The organism is Streptomyces sp. DG1A-41 (genome assembly GCF_037055355.1).
Classification (GTDB): domain Bacteria; phylum Actinomycetota; class Actinomycetes; order Streptomycetales; family Streptomycetaceae; genus Streptomyces.
In genome coordinates this window covers 3,182,541-3,198,405 of the sequence record NZ_CP146350.1, presented here as the reverse complement: position 1 = coordinate 3,198,405, position 15,865 = coordinate 3,182,541, and the positions used below count along the sequence as shown (strand labels likewise).

Annotated in this window: 12 protein-coding genes and 1 pseudogene; 5 read left to right on the top strand and 8 right to left on the bottom strand. The window is 71.3% G+C overall.

Annotation, left to right across the window (positions count from 1 at the left end; all coding sequences use genetic code 11):
- Positions 1-249: 249 nt before the first annotated feature.
- From V8690_RS14825 to V8690_RS14810, 4 genes are all read left to right on the top strand, one after another.
- On the top strand, positions 250-546 hold the full coding sequence (locus V8690_RS14825; protein ID WP_338779141.1) for a hypothetical protein: 297 nt from the start codon (positions 250-252) through the stop codon (positions 544-546).
- Positions 547-1,248: 702 nt separating this feature from the next.
- Positions 1,249-1,479, top strand: coding sequence for a hypothetical protein (locus V8690_RS14820; protein WP_338779140.1), 231 nt, complete (start codon positions 1,249-1,251; stop codon positions 1,477-1,479).
- Positions 1,480-2,374: 895 nt separating this feature from the next.
- Positions 2,375-3,634: an LPXTG cell wall anchor domain-containing protein gene (locus tag V8690_RS14815; RefSeq protein ID WP_338779138.1), complete on the top strand. Its 1,260-nt coding sequence runs from the start codon at positions 2,375-2,377 to the stop codon at positions 3,632-3,634.
- Between the two features lie 270 nt (positions 3,635-3,904).
- Positions 3,905-5,128, top strand: a complete 1,224-nt coding sequence (locus tag V8690_RS14810) for a glycosyl hydrolase (RefSeq protein ID WP_338779136.1) — start codon at positions 3,905-3,907, stop codon at positions 5,126-5,128.
- 26 nt (positions 5,129-5,154) lie between these two features.
- On the opposite strand, the gene V8690_RS14805 is transcribed toward V8690_RS14810, so the two are convergent.
- The 8 genes and pseudogenes from V8690_RS14805 to V8690_RS14770 form a co-directional block, all read right to left on the bottom strand.
- Positions 5,155-6,279, bottom strand: coding sequence for a GNAT family N-acetyltransferase (locus tag V8690_RS14805; RefSeq protein ID WP_338779134.1), 1,125 nt, complete (start codon positions 6,277-6,279; stop codon positions 5,155-5,157).
- A complete protein-coding gene (locus V8690_RS14800; RefSeq protein WP_338779132.1) occupies positions 6,276-6,932 on the bottom strand; it encodes a lipopolysaccharide biosynthesis protein in 657 nt (218 codons plus the stop codon). The genes V8690_RS14805 and V8690_RS14800 overlap by 4 nt, the downstream gene beginning before the upstream one ends.
- Positions 6,929-8,092 carry a glycosyltransferase gene (locus tag V8690_RS14795; protein WP_338785357.1) on the bottom strand — a complete coding sequence of 388 codons (1,164 nt, stop codon included), beginning with the start codon at positions 8,090-8,092 and terminating at the stop codon, positions 6,929-6,931. The genes V8690_RS14800 and V8690_RS14795 overlap by 4 nt, the downstream gene beginning before the upstream one ends.
- Positions 8,093-8,110: 18 nt before the next feature.
- Entirely contained in the window at positions 8,111-8,872 is a 762-nt protein-coding gene (locus V8690_RS14790; RefSeq protein WP_338779130.1) for a polysaccharide deacetylase family protein, read from the bottom strand.
- The gene (locus V8690_RS14785; RefSeq protein WP_338779128.1) at positions 8,856-10,502 is read right to left on the bottom strand and encodes a lipid II flippase MurJ; all 1,647 of its coding nucleotides are present in this window, start codon (positions 10,500-10,502) and stop codon (positions 8,856-8,858) included. The genes V8690_RS14790 and V8690_RS14785 overlap by 17 nt, the downstream gene beginning before the upstream one ends.
- Positions 10,499-11,857, bottom strand: a complete 1,359-nt coding sequence (locus V8690_RS14780; RefSeq protein WP_338779126.1) for an O-antigen ligase family protein — start codon at positions 11,855-11,857, stop codon at positions 10,499-10,501. Before V8690_RS14780 ends, V8690_RS14785 begins: the two co-directional genes overlap by 4 nt.
- Before the next feature lie 6 nt (positions 11,858-11,863).
- Positions 11,864-13,336, bottom strand: a complete 1,473-nt coding sequence (locus V8690_RS14775; RefSeq protein ID WP_338779123.1) for an exopolysaccharide biosynthesis polyprenyl glycosylphosphotransferase — start codon at positions 13,334-13,336, stop codon at positions 11,864-11,866.
- Positions 13,333-14,504 (bottom strand): annotated as a pseudogene (locus V8690_RS14770) (glycosyltransferase). Before V8690_RS14770 ends, V8690_RS14775 begins: the two are co-directional and overlap by 4 nt.
- An 890-nt stretch (positions 14,505-15,394) precedes the next feature.
- Here V8690_RS14770 and V8690_RS14765 point away from each other — a divergent pair.
- The gene (locus V8690_RS14765) at positions 15,395-15,673 is read left to right on the top strand and encodes a hypothetical protein (protein ID WP_338779121.1); all 279 of its coding nucleotides are present in this window, start codon (positions 15,395-15,397) and stop codon (positions 15,671-15,673) included.
- The last annotated feature ends 192 nt before the right edge of the window (positions 15,674-15,865 follow it).

Below are 15,865 nucleotides of genomic sequence, written 5' to 3'. Positions count from 1 at the left end.
AGCGCGCATTCGGTCGGTGGTTCGAAATAGAAACGGTGATTCAACTCTGCTGCGTAGCCGGTGTGTCATTACTCCATTGGGTCAATGGTGAGGCGTGAGCTGGGCATTCTGCACTTCGTATTACCTGCCCCAGGGGGCCATGTGGATGAAGTTCCGGAGCCACAGGCATTCCAAGTGGTGCCTGGTTCCGTCTTGAGGCAATATCGGTTTCGTTCTTCCAACCGGGAAGAGACAGAACGGAGATATCAAATGCGCAAGACCATGAAGCGGGGTGCTGCGTCGACCCTCGCGGCGGTGGCCCTCCTCGCGGGTTCCGCCTCGGCTGCCAGCGCCGTCGAGGACGTGCGCGGGAGCGACGAGTCGGGCATTGTCATCGTCAACGACAATGACAACACGAACAGCAACACCAACGACAACACCGCCACCGCCACCGCGACGGTCACCCTTCCGCCGCCCGCGCCGGAGCCGGCCCCGGCTGCGGCGGGCGCCGCTGGCCAGCAGGCCCCCGCGCCTACCCTCCTTGGCGTCCTCGGCCTCGGCCTCTGATATTGGTTGAGCCCTACGGAGTCGGCTTGTGATCGTTCGAATCTAGTTCGGCGGTCACGTGATTCTCTTGGGGATCGTGACCCGACCTGAAAGCATCCTTCCCTGACGGGCGGATGGGGTGACATCCTCATCCGCCGGGGGAGAGGTGCTTCGCTCGAGCGGTCGCAAACCCACGGCGAATGCGCGGCGTCGAGCCGCGCATTCCGCTGTTCGCCGGTTGCCGGAGTAGTGACGGGGTTGCCGTGCCCTGACGCCGGTGATTCATGGCTGGACAGCGCACGCGTGTTGCGGGTCTGCATGCACATGCCCGTGATCACATCTTCCCGAAAGGTATCTAAGAACATTTAGGTGCCTAGAACGTAGGGCCGACCGCCTATGGCGGTCGGCCCTATTGCTATCCCGGAGGGCATGCTCTGTGCGGTGGCCACCGTGCTGCCGGCTTCCGCGCTGCTCTTCCCTGCCGCGCCGACACAGGCCGCTCCGCAGCAGACCTTCGCCTGACGCCGTCGTCCAGAAGGCCGGCGCTTTATTGGGCAGCCGACCGGGTGTGGTCTGCGCACTCGGTAATTAATATCACCTGAACTGCAGGGCCATTTGGATGAAGTTCCGGGCTCTTGGTGTTTCTGAGTTGTGCGGCCTTCGGTGTCGCGGCAATATCGGTCCCGTTCTTCCAGTGGGGAAGAAACAGATTGGAGATTTCAAATGCGTAAGACCATGAAGCGGGGTGCTGCGTCGGCCCTCGCGGCGGTGGCCATTCTCGCGGGTTCCGCCTCGGCTGCCAGCGCCTCCTGCTGGGACGAGGACAAGAAGGAGGACTCGTCTAACAGCGTCGACGACATCATCATCGTCAACGAGAACACCAACAGCAACACCAACACCAACACCAACACGGCCACGGCCACGGTCTCGGTCACGCTGCCCCCAGTGGTCTGAACGACCTGAGTCCTCCTGGGAGGCTTTGACCGTTCGACTGCAGTTCGGCGGTCAGGGCCTTTCCTGTGGATTCCCTTTGGAATCGCAGCCTGGCTGGAAGCGTCTTTCCCTGGAGGCGGATTAGGTGACATTCTGATCCGCCGAGAGAGAGGCGCTTTCTGTTTCACCAGCTACTGATCGCCGTGACGTCGTATCGCTGGCGTTCATGGCAGTCGCTGATCGAGAGCCGGCGCCCTGTCGGCTGCGGCCATCCATTCCGATGGCCGCTCTTTCTTTTCCGTGGCCGGTGAGCTCGGCACGTGGTCGAGCGCGTGGGTGCAGTGCGGCACAGATGGTGAAGTCGTCCCGAGTGCCGCCCGATCAGTGCAATTCATGTCAGTCGCCGTACAGGGCCGTTCGGATTAAAATCAATGGCTGTTCGCCCGGAAGAGTGTCACCTGCTTGATGGACGCTTTCCTGCCGATGCAGTATCGGTACCACCCAGAGGGATGTGCGTCGCATCGCGCCTCGGAGGGAATATGACTGATACGATCATCCTGCCGCGTTGTCCAGAAACCGGTAAAGCATCGTTTCGTACCGAATCCGAGGCGAGGATCTGGCTGATCAAACAGCCTTTGTTGGAGAAGATCCCCGACCGCATCTACCGATGCTCGGAATGTAGGTACTGGCACTTCACCGGTTCTCATCACTGGACCAGCCAGAAGATCCAGCGGAGGCGGAACTACGGGAGGCGAGAAGCCATCCCAGGTCGCAGCCGTAAGAAGAGGAGGAATCGCTGACGCGGTGCGGTGCGATCTGTTGCACGCAATCCCGCGCGATTCCGGCCTGTGGTTTCCCCTTTTCTTCGAACAGGAAGACGACTAGATTGCGAAAGAACCTGAGTAGGGGAATGGTCGTGGCTGCCGCCGCGACGAGCATCCTGCCCTTGTACGGCATCACGGCGTTCGCGGACACGCAAGCCGAGGTGTCCGTCAGCGCAGCTGACAAGTCCAACGACATGAGTGCCGTGACCGACCCGCCCGTCGGGAGCTCCCTCACCAGCGGCCCGAACCCGCGCGCATCGTCAGGCACCCCGGACGACGCCGCGCACAGCGATGACCGCGGGCCCGGCGGCGTTGGCAACGACACCGATGATGTCGATGTCGATGTGCCCGGTTACCTCAGTGCCATTGGGTACGGCGACAGCGGCCCGAGCAGTGCCCCGAGCAGTGCCCCGAGCAGTGCCCCGAGCAGTGCCCCGAGCAGTGCCCCCAGCAGTGCCCCCAGTAGTGACAGCGGGTACGGCGATGATGTTGAGGTTGGGGCCGAGGATGCCGGCAGTGGTGAGGACGCCGGCTCCGGCGAGGATGCCGGCAGTGGTGAGGACGTGGTCGCCGCGGAGGACGGTGGCTACGGCGAGGATGCCGACTCCGGACATGGCGGTGGCTACGGCGAGGATGCCGGCAGTGGTGAGGACGTGGTCGCCGAGGACGACGGTGACTACGGGGAGGATGCCGGCAGCGGTGAGGACGCCGGCTCCGGCGAGGATGCCGGCAGTGGTGAGGACGTGGTCGCCGAGGACGACGGTGACTACGGGGAGGATGCCGGCAGTGGTGAGGACGCCGGCTCCGGACATGACGGTGGCTACGGCGACGACTCAGACGCGCCGAAAGGCTACGGCCACGACACTGGCGACGGCGACGACTCAGACGCGCCGAAAGGCTACGGCCACGACACTGGCGACGGCGACGACTCAGACGCGCCGAAAGGCTACGGCCACGACAGCGGCTACGGTGACGACTCAGACGCGCCGAAAGGCTACGGCCACGACAGCGGCTACGGTGACGACTCAGACGCGCCAGGAGGCTACGGCCACGACAGCGGCTACGGCGACACACCGCCCACGAAGCCGCCCACGTCTCCGCCGCCCACTCACAGGCCGCCGACGACGAAGCCACCCACATCGTCGCCTCCCGCCACCACTCCGCCGGCCAAGGAGCCGCCTCGACACTCCGAGCCCCCGGCGAAGCCGCCCGTCTCGCCACCGGCGGAGCCGCCCCAGCTCCCCGAGACCGGCCTGGACAAGCAGGCCATCGCGGCATCGGGGGCCGCGGCGGTGCTGCTGACAAGTGGCGTGATCATGTACCGACGAGGCCGGGCCGCGTCCCGTCGGTAGTGCTCTGCTCCGGGTGCCGGACGCGCCGCGTCCGGCACCCGGGTGCTTTCTCCGGTCCCCAAGGCCGACCCCGCCATGCTCCAGTCGCGCGTCGCCTTCGTTTTCCTCGCTCACGGCTCACTCGTGCGGGTGGTCAGGGGCTGCCGAGGCAGAGGACTCAGTCGGTACGTACGGGCAAACACATGACTGATCAGTGAATTGAATTCGGATAAACGTGTGGCACTCCGCGCGGTTCGGTTGCTGCCGGGATGCGCGGAGAAAGGGGCAGCCATGGTCGCTCAGCAACGGGGTCGCAGAAGATGGCCTCTGTACGTCGCGGCCGTTCTTCTCGCGTCGGCCGCCCTGGTACCGGTACTGGGACACGCCGTGGACGCCGGGGCCCGAGAGGCCGCCCAGACGCCTGCGCCGACAGCCGCCGTGGTCCCGCCCGCCGCCGTCGTCCCGTCCGCGCTGCCCCTGCCGGCCGTGCCGCTCGCCCCGCGGGCGGCCTTCGGCGCTTACCTCCACTACGACTCGCTCGGCGTGGCCCGTATGGCCGGGTTCAGCCGGTGGCTCAACGGGGCCCAACTGCGGGTGGGGCGCACCTATCTGCCGGGCGACCTCTGGAGCAACATCGAGGGCGGGCCCCGCTTCCTCGATGTCTGGGCGGCCTGGCGTCGGGAGAGGGCTGACCGGATGTTCGTCCTCAACGTGCCCATGATGGAGCGCAATGAGGAGGGCCTGTCCGATGACGAGGTGCGTGCGCTGTTGCGGCGGGGTGCGGCAGGGGAGTTCGACGGACACTACCGCCGTCTGGCCGAACGGCTCGTCGCGTTGGGGGTGCCGGACACCGTGCTCGTACTCGGGTGGGAGATGAACGGCACGACGTACACGCATCGGTGCGGGCCGGACCCGGAGGCGTGGAAGTCGTACTGGAACAGGATCGTCACCGCCATGCGTTCGGTGACGGGGCAGCAGTTCCGGTTCGACTTCGCGCCGAGTCGCGGGCGTGACGCCATTCCCTGGACGGAGTGCTATCCGGGGGACGCCACGGTCGACATCATCGGCATGGACTCGTACGACCAGCCGCAGGGGCTGTCCTTCGAGGCACAGGTGACCGAGCCGTACGGGCTGCAGGACCACGTGGACTTCGCGAAGGAACACCGCAAGCCCATTTCGTATCCGGAATGGGGCCTGTTCCGCAACGGCGACAACGCAGAGTACATGCGGCGCATGCTCGCCTGGATCGACGAGCACAAGCCGCTGTACCACACGATCACCGACTACTGCCCGCACGGCGTGTGGCAGTGCCGGCGGAATCCGCAGGCGGCCGAGGTGTACCGGTCCGTGCTCTCCGCCACCGGGCCCCCGCCGCTCCCGCTGCCGACACCACAGCCCGCACCGGTGTCTCCGCCGCCCCTGAACTGCTCGCCGCTGGACCTGGGTGACTGGGTCGAGTACTGGCTCGGTGGAAGGTTCTGCGTCCGCTCCGACTGGTGGCCGCGCATCTGGTGACCCCGCCGGTCCGAGGGGCGGTGGGCTCAGGTCCTGCCGCCGCCCTGCTCCTTCCACCGGCGCACGAGTCCTTTGACATGGCTGCGTGCGGCGACCTCGCAGACGACCGCCGACAGCAGCGGGGTGGTACGCCGCCGGGCCAGCAACAACCGTTGGTTGACGACGGGTTCCGGGGCCCACTGGCGCTTGTACGGCTCGCTGCCGCGCAGCAGGCTGAGCGTGCCGCGCTCGCCGTCGGCGGTGTACCGGGCGCAGGCCTCCAGCAGCATCACGGCGATGTCCGCCTTCCGCTCGCGCAGCACGGGGTGGACGCCGGACAGATAGCAGCCCGCCAAGTGCGGAGACAGCAGTGCCAGGTCGACGGCCACCACCTCGCCGTCCAGCAGGAACTCGGTGATCATGGCGTCGCCGGAGCGCACCATCGGACCGATCGCGCGCACGAGGTGCTCGGCGAACCGCTCCCGTAGGTGCTCCGGCGTCACCCGGCGGCCCTGCCACTGCAACCGGTGCAGCGCGAGGAGCCGTCTCAGCGCCGCGGCCACCTCGTCGGGGGGCACGGTCCGATCCGCCACGCCCAGCGCGGTCAGCTTGCGCAGCTTGGCCCGCGCCCGCCGGGCTTTCGGGACGGGCAGCTGGGCCGTCAGCTCCTCCAGAGGTACGGCGGGCAGCTCCATGCAGAGCGAATCGCGCACCCGGCGGCGCGGGCCGCGCCAGTGGTCGTAGATGCGTTCGACCGCGCCGCCCGGCCGTACTTCGCGGAAGTCGATCAGCGCGGTGCGGGCAGCGGCCGACAGGGCTTCGGTGAGTGGGGCCGTCGCCCGGTCGGCGTGTTCGTCGTCGAGCAGTACGTCCCCGAAGTCGGAGATCGACCCGCCCAGAGGGACCAGCCGGGGCAACGGAGGCCCGAGGAGCATCAGCGGTGCGACCGCCCGCAGTTCGCCGCCGTCGCGCACCAGCACCAGCCGCAGCCGGCCGGGCCTGCCGTACGACGTCCACCACGAGTGCAGCCAGGCGTGGCTCTGGAACGGCGTCGCCGCACCGCACCTGCGGTACAGCCTTTCCCAGGCCGGGCCCAGTGCGGTGAAGTCCCGCTCGTCCGTGCACAGTTCGGCCCGCAGGGTTCCGGCGCAGGCCTGCAGCGTCGCGCTCACCGCTGCCCGTGCCCGTCGGCGGCGGTGCGGCGCGGGCGGACCAGCAGCGCGAGGCCGCCCAGCAGGCCGCCCGCGCTCGCGCCCACCAGGCCGGTCAGCACGGGGGACGCCGAGGACGGTTCGGTGGGCTTGACGGCCCGGGAGAACTGCTGGAGTTCGACCTGCGTGGCGTCCTTGGCGTGGTGGGCGTGCCGGGTCAGCGCACGGGTGACCGCGGTGGCCATGTCGACGGCGAGACCGGGGCGTGCGGCGGTGGCCGTCACGGCGACCATCGGCGCGTCCGGGGAGGTCGCCGACCGCACGCTCTCGCGTAGCGTCCGCGTCGGCACGCCCGCCTCCACCTGGGCGTCCGCCAGCACCGCGAGCTGCGTGGCGACGCGGCCGTACGCCTGGGCGAAGCCGAGCGCCGCCTGCGGGTCCGACTTCGCGGTCGGTACGGCGAGGACGTAGGCCGTGGCCGAGTACGCGGGCGGCGTGAGGGCGCCGTAGATGCCGCCGGCCAGGGCACCGGTGAGGGCGCCGGCCGTGAGCAGGGACCACGGCGGCAGAGCTCTCGGGCGCCTCAGTACGGAGTGCCGGCGGGCCGGTACTGTGGGGATTGCCGGGGGTGCCGGAGGTGTCTGGGTTGCCGGAGATTCGGTGGTGGAGGTCATGAGAGGGCCACTTCCAGAGGAGACGGTGACGAGCGGGAGACGGCGGCCGCGTACACGTTCATGAGCCGTGCGGCGGTGCGCGTGATGCAGTAGTGGCGGGCGGCGGCGGAGACGGGGCGGCTCGGCGGACGAGACCGCCCGGCCTCGGTCAGGGTGCGGGTCTCGGCCAGGGCGCGGGCGAACGCGTCCGCGCCGCCCCGCACCCGGCGGGTCCCGGCGGCGAGGTGCGGCGGGAGGTCCTCGACGGCCGGACAGGAGGCGTACAGTACCGGCAGCCCCGCAGCCAGGCCCTCCACGACGGCGAGGCCGAAGGCCTCCTCCGGGCTGGGCGAGGCGAGCACGTCCATCGCCGAGGTCAACGCCGGCAGATCGAGTCCGCGGGTGCCTGCGTCGTACGGCCGTTCGCCGGTGAACAGCACCCGGTCGGTCACCCCGGCCCGCTCGGCGGTGCGCCGCAGCACGTTCTCCTCCGGGCCACCGCCGACCAGCAGGAGCCGGTAATCGCGGGGGAGCCGAGTCAGGGCGCCGATCAGGACGCCGAACCGTTTGCCCGCGGTCAGCCGGCCGATGCCGCCGACGACGTACGCGTCCTGTGGCAGTCCGAGACGGTGGCGGGTGTGCTCGCGGCTGACCGGGTCGAAGCGGAAGCGGGCCACATCGATGCCGTTGGGCACCACCTCGATGCGCGGCTCGGGCACGCCCCAGTGCCGGAGCCGGTCGGCCACCGTGGGCGAGACCGCGACCGTGGTGCGGCCCAGCCGCTCGCTGGCCAGGTACAGCGCGCGCACGCCGGCGGTCAGGGCGCGACCCTCCAGTTGTGTGCCGCCGAGGGAGTGTTCGGTGGCCACCACGGCCCGGACGCCCGCCAGGCGCGCGGCGATCCTGCCGTAGACGCAGGCCCGGTAGAGGTGGGTGTGGACGAGGTCGTAGCGGCCGGACCGGATCAGGCGGAGCAGACGGGGCAGGGCGGACAGGTCACGGTTGCCGGACATGCCGAGGTGGATGACGCGGACACCGTCCGCCGTCAGGCCCTCGGCGACCGGGCCGGGGTTGGTGAGGGTCACGACGTCGCAGTCGGCGGGCAGGTGGCGCAGCAGCAGCCGGAGTTGCTGTTCGGCACCGCCGACGCCGAGGCCGGTGATGATGTGCAGGGCCTTCAGCCCGGGCATGGCTGAGGCTCACACTCCCTCGACGGGGTGGCGGCGCAGCAGGCGCTTGAGGCGCAGCCGCCAGGCCGTGTCCCGTTCGCCGATGTGCACGCGGGGGATGGCGAGAAGGCCGGACAGGTCACTGGGGTCGGTGGCGCAGGCGTAGCCGTAGCCCGCGTCCCGCACGGCGTCGACGGCGCGGCGGTCCAACCGTCCGTACGGGTAGCAGAAGCCGTGGACGTCCGCCCCGGTCACCTCGCGGAGCGCTGCTCTGCTGTCCCTCACCTCGGCGCGCAGCAGGGCGTCGTCGGCCCGGGTCAGGTCCACGTGCGTGAGGCCGTGCGAGCCGATCTCGACGCCCTCGGCGGCGGCGTGCCGGATGCCATCCGCCGACAGCAGGGGCTTGCGCGGACCGCGCGGGTCCCAGGCGTTCTCGCCGTCCAGCCTGCCCGGCAGCACGAACAGGGTGGCGCCGCAGGCGTGGCGGCGCAGCAGCGGCAGGGCGTGCGTGAGGAAGTCGGCGTACCCGTCGTCGAAGGTCAGCCCCACCAGGTCCTGTCCCTCTCCCCGGGCGCGCGCGGCGAGCAGCTCGTGCACCCCGACGCCGCGCAGGCCCCGGCGGCGGAGCCAGCCGAGCTGCCGGTCCAAACGGCCGGGTGAGACGGTGACGCGGTACGGGTCGTCGGAGCAGTCACCGACGGAGTGGTACATCGCCACCCAGGCGGGCGGGCCCGGTCTGCGCCGGGGCCTGTCGGGGGCGGCGGAAGGGGCGCGGTCAGCGGAAACGAGCATGCGGAAGCCTCCGGGTGACGGTGCGGACTGCGGATGCGAGGCGGTGCTCGCCCGGCATCCGGGCGAGCAGGAAGAAGACGATGGTCACGGCCGTGCCGCCGGCGGCGAACCCGAGGATGGGGGAGTCGACGAGGCTCGCGCAGAACCCGCCCACGCCACAGGCGACCACCGCCGCGCGCAGCGGCCCGCCCATCGCGGCCAGCAGCGGCCGGACGCGGATCGGCACGCCGTGCCTCTCCATGCCGTACAGCAGGATCAGGGCGGTGAGGGTGATGCCGGCGGCGTTGGCCGCGGTGATCCCCAGGACGCCCCACGAGCCGGCCGTCACCGCGCCGATCCACGAGGTGGCGAAGATCCCGGCGGTCATCGCGGCCACCGGGTACCAGGTGGGCCGCCCCGCCGCGAAATACGACCGGACGAGCGCGCCCACCAGGGCGTGACCGAGCAGCCCGAGCGCGTACACGCGCATGACGGCGGCGGTGGCCGCGGTGTCCTGCGCGGTGAACGCGCCACGCTGGAACAGGACGTGGACGAGCTGCGGGGCACAGGCGACGACGACCGCGGTGCCGAGCAGCACGAAGGACGACACCGCCCGGAGGTCGCGCTCGACGCGGTCGCGGGCCCGCTCGGTGTCGCCGTCGGCCAGCGCCCGCGACACGACCGGGAAGGTGACCGTGCACAGCATGAGGGCGATCACCATCGGCATCTGGGCCACCTTCTGGGCGTAGTTCAGATGCGAGATGGCGCCGACGGGGAGCGAGGAGGCCAGGAAACGCTCGACGAGAACCTGGGACTGGCGGCACAGGGCGAAGAGCAGGACGGTGACGATCAGGGCGAGGTTCATGGTGTGCCGGGATACCTCTCCGGCTGCCGGGGCTGTCTCCGGGACCCGCCTGCAGTGCAACCGCCGTAGCAGCGAAGGCAGTTGGATGACGACCATGAGTGCGCCGCCCACCGCGACGCCGACCGCCGCCGCCCGTACGCCCCAGCGCGCGCCGAGGGCGAACATCGCCGTGATGATGGCCGCGTTGTAGGCCACGTAGATGGCCGCGGGCGCGACGAACCGGCGGTGCGCGCGCAGGGCCGCGCTGCAGTAGCCGGCGAGGCCGAAGGTCAGTACGCAGGTGCCGGTCAACCGGGTGCAGTCCACAGCGAGCCCGGGGTCCGGGAGCCCTGGCGCCAGCAGCTGGACCAGGTACGGCGCCCCCCAGACGACCAGCGCCGACGCCACGCAGAACGCCAGCGCCAGGCGGGGCAGCGTGCGGCGGACCAGGGCGCGCACCGGGTCGCCCGTGCCGTCCCCGGCGCGGCGGGCCAGGACCGCGCTGAACGCCGGTACGAGCGCGAAGGCCAGACCGTCCTCGATCAGCAGCGTCGCCGCGAACTCCGGCACCGTCCAGGCGACCAGGAAGGCGTCCGTCTCGCTCCCCGCTCCGAAGAGGTGGGCCAGCACCTGGTCCCGGCCGAGGCCCAGCAGAGCACCGGCCAGGGAGAGCGCGACGGTCACGAGGGCGGCCCTGGCGAGGAAACCCTGCGAGACGGGCCCGGTGCCGCCGGTCTCCGGGCCGTCGGCGCCGGCGCGCGCCAGAGGGGCGGTGGCGTCCTGGGCCCGTGGCGGGGTGACGGTCATCGTGCCGCGGCCTCCTCGGGGACGGTCGGGTCGGGACCTGCCAGCGCCCACCACGCCGACAGGCCGAGGCAGACGGCGGTGAGCACGGTCGAGGGGCCGCCGATGTCGGCGTACGCGAAGTTGACCAGGTGCCAGACCAACAGGCCCCATGCGACGAGCGCGCAGTCGAGCCCGGGATCCCCCGCTCGCCGGGCCCGAGCCAGCCTGCGCAGTCCCAGCACCAGCAGCGCCAGCCAGCTCCCCGCCAGCGTCAGCAGCCCGATCAGCCCCTGCTCGCCCAGCACCAGCAGGTACATGCTGTGAGGGGACAGCAGCGGCTGCTTCCGGTACGCCGCGCCCGCGCCCTCCGTGTCACTGCCCGACGACAGCGCCAACGAGGCGTGCCCGTCGCGGTGCTCGGGGAAACCCTTGAGGCCGATGCCCGTCAGCGGCCGCTCGCGCCACATTCCGGCGGCTGCCGCCCACAGGGCGTACCGGTCGGCGACCGACTGGTCGGGAGCGTCGGCGACCTGCCCGATGCTGCTGAGCCTCTCCTGCAGCAGCGCGGAGCCGACACCGAACCCGCCGACGAGGATCACGGCGACGGCGGCCACGACCGCGCCCACCCTGACCGCGCGTCGCAGGCCCGCCAGGACCAGTTGCGCCGTACAGGCGAGGGCCGTCGCGATCCAGGCGCCCCGGCTGAAGGACACCGCCAGCGGCACCACCAGCAGCAGCGCGCACATCAGGGCACACACCCGTGCCCGAGCGCTCGGCTCCGCTGGAGCAAGGGGGTGTCTCCTGCCTACCGGTGCAGTGCCCAGTGCCAGCCCCACCGCGCACACCAGCCCGAAGGCGACCACGGTCGCCATCCCCATGATGTCGCCGGGGCCGAAGGTGCCGACGGCGCGGATCTCCCGGCCCATGTACGAGGCACCGGTCCCGGTCGCGTACTGGTGCACCCCGACGGCTCCCTGCCACACCGCGAGCGCCACCACCGACCAGGCCAGCAGCCGGACGTCCCGCCGGTCGCGGACGAGCAGCAGGACGGCGGCCGGGACGAGGACGAAGATCTGCAGATAGCGCGAGAAGCCCGCGACCGCCGTGCCCGGCACCTCGGCTCCCGCGGCCGCGACCGCGATCCCCACCACGGGCAGGCCCAGGACCACGGCGGCGGTGGGCGACAGGGGGCGTCGCCGGAGGTACAGCAGACGTACGGCGCAGCACAGTACGACGGCACCGGAGGCGGCGTCGGCGAGGGTCGCGCCGCCCTCCCCGCCCGGCGCGACGGGCAGCGCGAGCAGGGCGATCACCGCGACCACCGGCAGGACGGGTGCCAGCCCGCGCGCGGCGGGCGGGGCGCATGCGTGGCTCACCGGTGTTCAGCTCCCCGTCGGCCGGACCAGCGTGGCGGCGGTGCGCAGCAGGATGCAGACGTCCTGCCACAGCGACCAGTCGTCGATGTACGCGTTGTCGAACCGGGCGCGGTCCTCGATGGAGGTGTCGCCGCGCAGCCCGTGAATCTGGGCAAGCCCGGTGAGGCCGGTCCGGATGCGGTGCCGGGCGGCGTAACCGGGGTAGGTCTGGCTGAACACGGCGACGAAGTAGGGCCGTTCGGGGCGCGGCCCGACCAGGGTCATGTCGCCCCGGAAGACGTTCCACAGCTGGGGCAGCTCGTCGAGCGAGGTGCGGCGCAGGAAGCGGCAGAAGCGACTCATGTTCCGCTCGCCCGCCACGCTCCAGCGGGTCGCCGCCTCGTGCGGGTCGGCCGGGCGATGGGTGCGGAACTTCAGCAGCGTGAAGGGGCGGCCGTTCTTGCCGACGCGCTCCTGGCGGAAGAGCACCCGGGGCCCGTCGCTGACCCGCAGTACGACCCCGCAGACCAGCAGCACCGGGGCGGCGAGGAGGAGCAGAATCCCGGAGACAAGGACGTCGAGGACCCGCTTGGCAGGGCTGTCGGGGCGTCGCCCGACATCCAGGCGACGGCAGGAGAAGCCCGCGATCCGCTCGCCCTGGGACCGGCGGCGGGGCGTGTGTCCGGCCTCGTCGTATGCCGTGTCCCCGGCCCGCTCGGGTGCCGGCAGGTCCGCGTCGACCTCCCAGAGCACGCAGTCGGCCGCGGCCAGCTTCCGTAGCAGAGGGGCGTGTTCTCCTACGGGGCCCACGATGAGCACGGCCCGCACGTTGTTCTGGATGACGGCCCGCTGCGCCTCCTCGTCCGTGCTGAGCACCGGCAGCTCCTCGCCACCGGCCCCGCCGTCGGCGAGGACGCCGACCGGTCTGAGGCCGCACCCGGGGTGGCGCAGGAAGGCGGCGGCCACACGCGGGGCGGTGGCGGCCGGGCCGACGACGAGGGCCGCGGCGGGGTGGCGGGTCAGTGTCCGGCGGCGGTGCCAGTGCACCGCGCCGCGGCCCGTCCAACTCGCCGCCGACTGCAGGACGCAGCCGGTCAGCAGCGTACGGACGGACAGGGCATGTGCGGGGGAGAGCGCCGCGACCACGGCCGCGAGCGCGCACCAGCTCACCGTGATCCGTGCGCAGACGGCGGGGAGTTCGTCGAGGACGGCGGGCACGGCGGCGGGGCGGTACAGAGCCGCCCGGGCGTTCAGACAGAGGACGGCGAGCAGCAGGGGTGCGGTCATCAGGGGATGCGGGAGTGCGGGGGCGGCGGTGAGCGCGGCGGCCGCGTCCGCGGCGAGCAGGGGCAGCCCGGCGGTGCGCCGCCCGGCGGTCCGCCGCCCGGCGGGGAGCCGCAAGCCGCCGCCGGCGCCGCGCGGGTGGATGACCGAGACGGGTGGGAATCCTCGCTCCGGTGGCACGCCACCGGGGGGAGTGACGGTACGTTCGGCGGTCACGGGCGGCTCGACTCCCTGCACTCGGTGGGTTCCGCGCGGTGGGCCACCGTGCGCCGGACGCCGAGCAGTTCGCGGTAGAGGTCCGCGACCGCCTCGGCCGAGCGCCGCACGTCGTGCGCGGCCAATACGTGGCGGCGCCCCTCGGCTGCGAGCGACTCGCGCAGCAGCGGGTCGAGCAGCGCCCTGGTGAGCGCGTCGGCCAGCGGGCCGGGCCGGCCCGCTGGCACCAGACAGTGCGTTGTGTGACCGGGCGGCAGACTCTCGCGCGCTCCGGCCACGTCCGTGACCACCACGGGACGCCCGCACGCCATCGCCTCCAGAGGGGCGAGCGCCATGCCTTCCCAACGGGACGGCAGCACCACCAGGTCGGCGGCCTGGTACCAGGGGACGACATCGGCGACGGCCCCGGTGAACAGCACGCCTTCGGGGGCGCGGTACCGCAGCGGCCGCTCCCGCGGCCCGTCCCCGACGAGCGCCAGCCGGGCCGCGGGCACTCGTCGCAGCACCGAGGGCCACGCCTCGAGCAGCACGTCCTGCCCTTCTGCCGGCACAGCCGCCCCACGCAGACCACCAGCAATGCGGCCGGATCAAGGTCGGCGAGCGGTGCGAGGGCCGGGCGTACGGCGGCGACGGCGGCGGGGTGGAAACGCAGCGGATCGATGCCGTTGGGGATCAACCGCCAGTGAGCGCGCACTCCAGCGCGTTGGCCTCGGGCGCGCTCCCCCTCGCTGACGCACACCACGCGGGTGGTCCAGCGCGCCGCCCACCGTTCCCACGCCGTGGCGACCGCCGCGGTAACGCCGTGGACCGCCTCGAACGACCAGGCGTGCGGCTGGAACACCGTTGGGATCCGCCCCCGCACCGTCATCCGGGTTGCGAGTCCGGCCTTGGCGCTGTGCGCGTGCAGCACATCGGGCCGCACCTGTTCGACGACGCGGGCGAGCCGGAGCACCTCACCGGCAAGCGACGGTCCCGGCGCCCGTGTGGCGGGCCAGTGCCGTACGTCCGCGCCCAGTTCCCGCAGTGCGTGCCGCAGGCCGCCGTCGGGGCAAGCGACCGTGACGTCGAAACCGGCCGCATGCTGGGCGCGCACCAGTTCGGCGACCACGCCGGCGACGCCGCCGTCCACCGGCTGGGTGACGTGGAGGACGCGCGGCGGGGTCCCCAGCCGCGTCAGCGGGAGAGGGGCGGCCCGTCCGCTCGCGCCGCGTGACGATCCGGAAAGCCGGCCGGCCATCACCGTGCGGGACAGCCTTGAAGACGACCGTCCTGCTTCGACCGGCCATCAGGCAGGCGGACCACCCTGCACGCCGTGGTGGAGAGACCTTGGGAGTGACGCATGACCGGCGGTGCTCCTTCACGGAAACATCAGGTTGTCGGTTGGTTCGACGCGTCACTCTATAACGGCATTAAGGACATATGGGATAAGACATGCATACATACTCAAATGTGGTGGCTGCGTCACTGGCCGAGGCGCCGCTCGGGGTCCGCTGCGGCCAGACGGCACACCTGACGCGGCGTCACGACAGACGCGAGAACCCTGCGCAGCACCTGCGAAAGAAAACGTCCATGCCCCTCTCTCGGCACGGCGTATCGCGTCGTCCGCGCTGTGCGCCACCCTCGTTCTCGGCGTCGCGGCTCCCGTCGCAGCTGGTGGACGCAGCGCTCAAGGCTGAAAGCGGTCAGCTTCCGCCGCGGAGGGAGTGGCGAGGCCGCCGGGACCGCCACTGCCAGGGCCGCCACCGCCGCCGGGATGAGCTCGACGGTTCTCGCCACTCCCGCGGCCCCCGTGGTGCCGAGTGCCCCGTCGGTGTCGACGAACCCGGCGCGGGGCCCCCAGTGGGCCGGTACGGCGATTCTTTCCCTACGGCCGGACCGTGTCTTTTCCCTGCTCATGTGAGGATGAGAAAGGCGGATAAGACGTGCCCTTCATTCGGGTGACGTTCCGCGTGAGCCGCCATAATTCCTGCGTGCGGGGTTTCCACTCAGTCCGGGCCTCGTTGAAGGGGGCGTGGTGATTCCCCTGGTGACTTCCGAGTTGGCGCGGAAAGGAACGTGATGAAGTCTCTGAAGGCTGCCGCCCTCGTCGTCGGGTCCCTGGTCATGGCCGGTGCCGCCGCTCCCGCTGTCGCTCTCGACGCGCCGAAGGCCGAAACCGCCGACCCCGAAGCGGCGAACAAGGTCAGGAAGCATGTCGACCAGCGGCTGGCGGACTACCAGCCGGAGGCGCTCGACACGCCGAACAAGAGTTTCCGGCCCAGCTCCCTCAAGCAGACGAAGAACGCCCTCGACCGTGAGAGCGCCCGACTGGCGCCCGGACTGCAGGCGCAGGGCTGAGCAGTTCCCCCCGGACCGATTTCACCGTGCCTGGGATCGGCCCGTCGAGCAAGTGTCATGCGACCGCCTTTCAGGGCGAGGAAGAGGCAGGCATTGCGAACCGGCAAACCACTGCACCCAAAACCAGCGCGCCCCGCGGCGCCCATGACGGCCACACCCGCGGCTCCCGACTCTGCCTGCCCTGCGACGAAG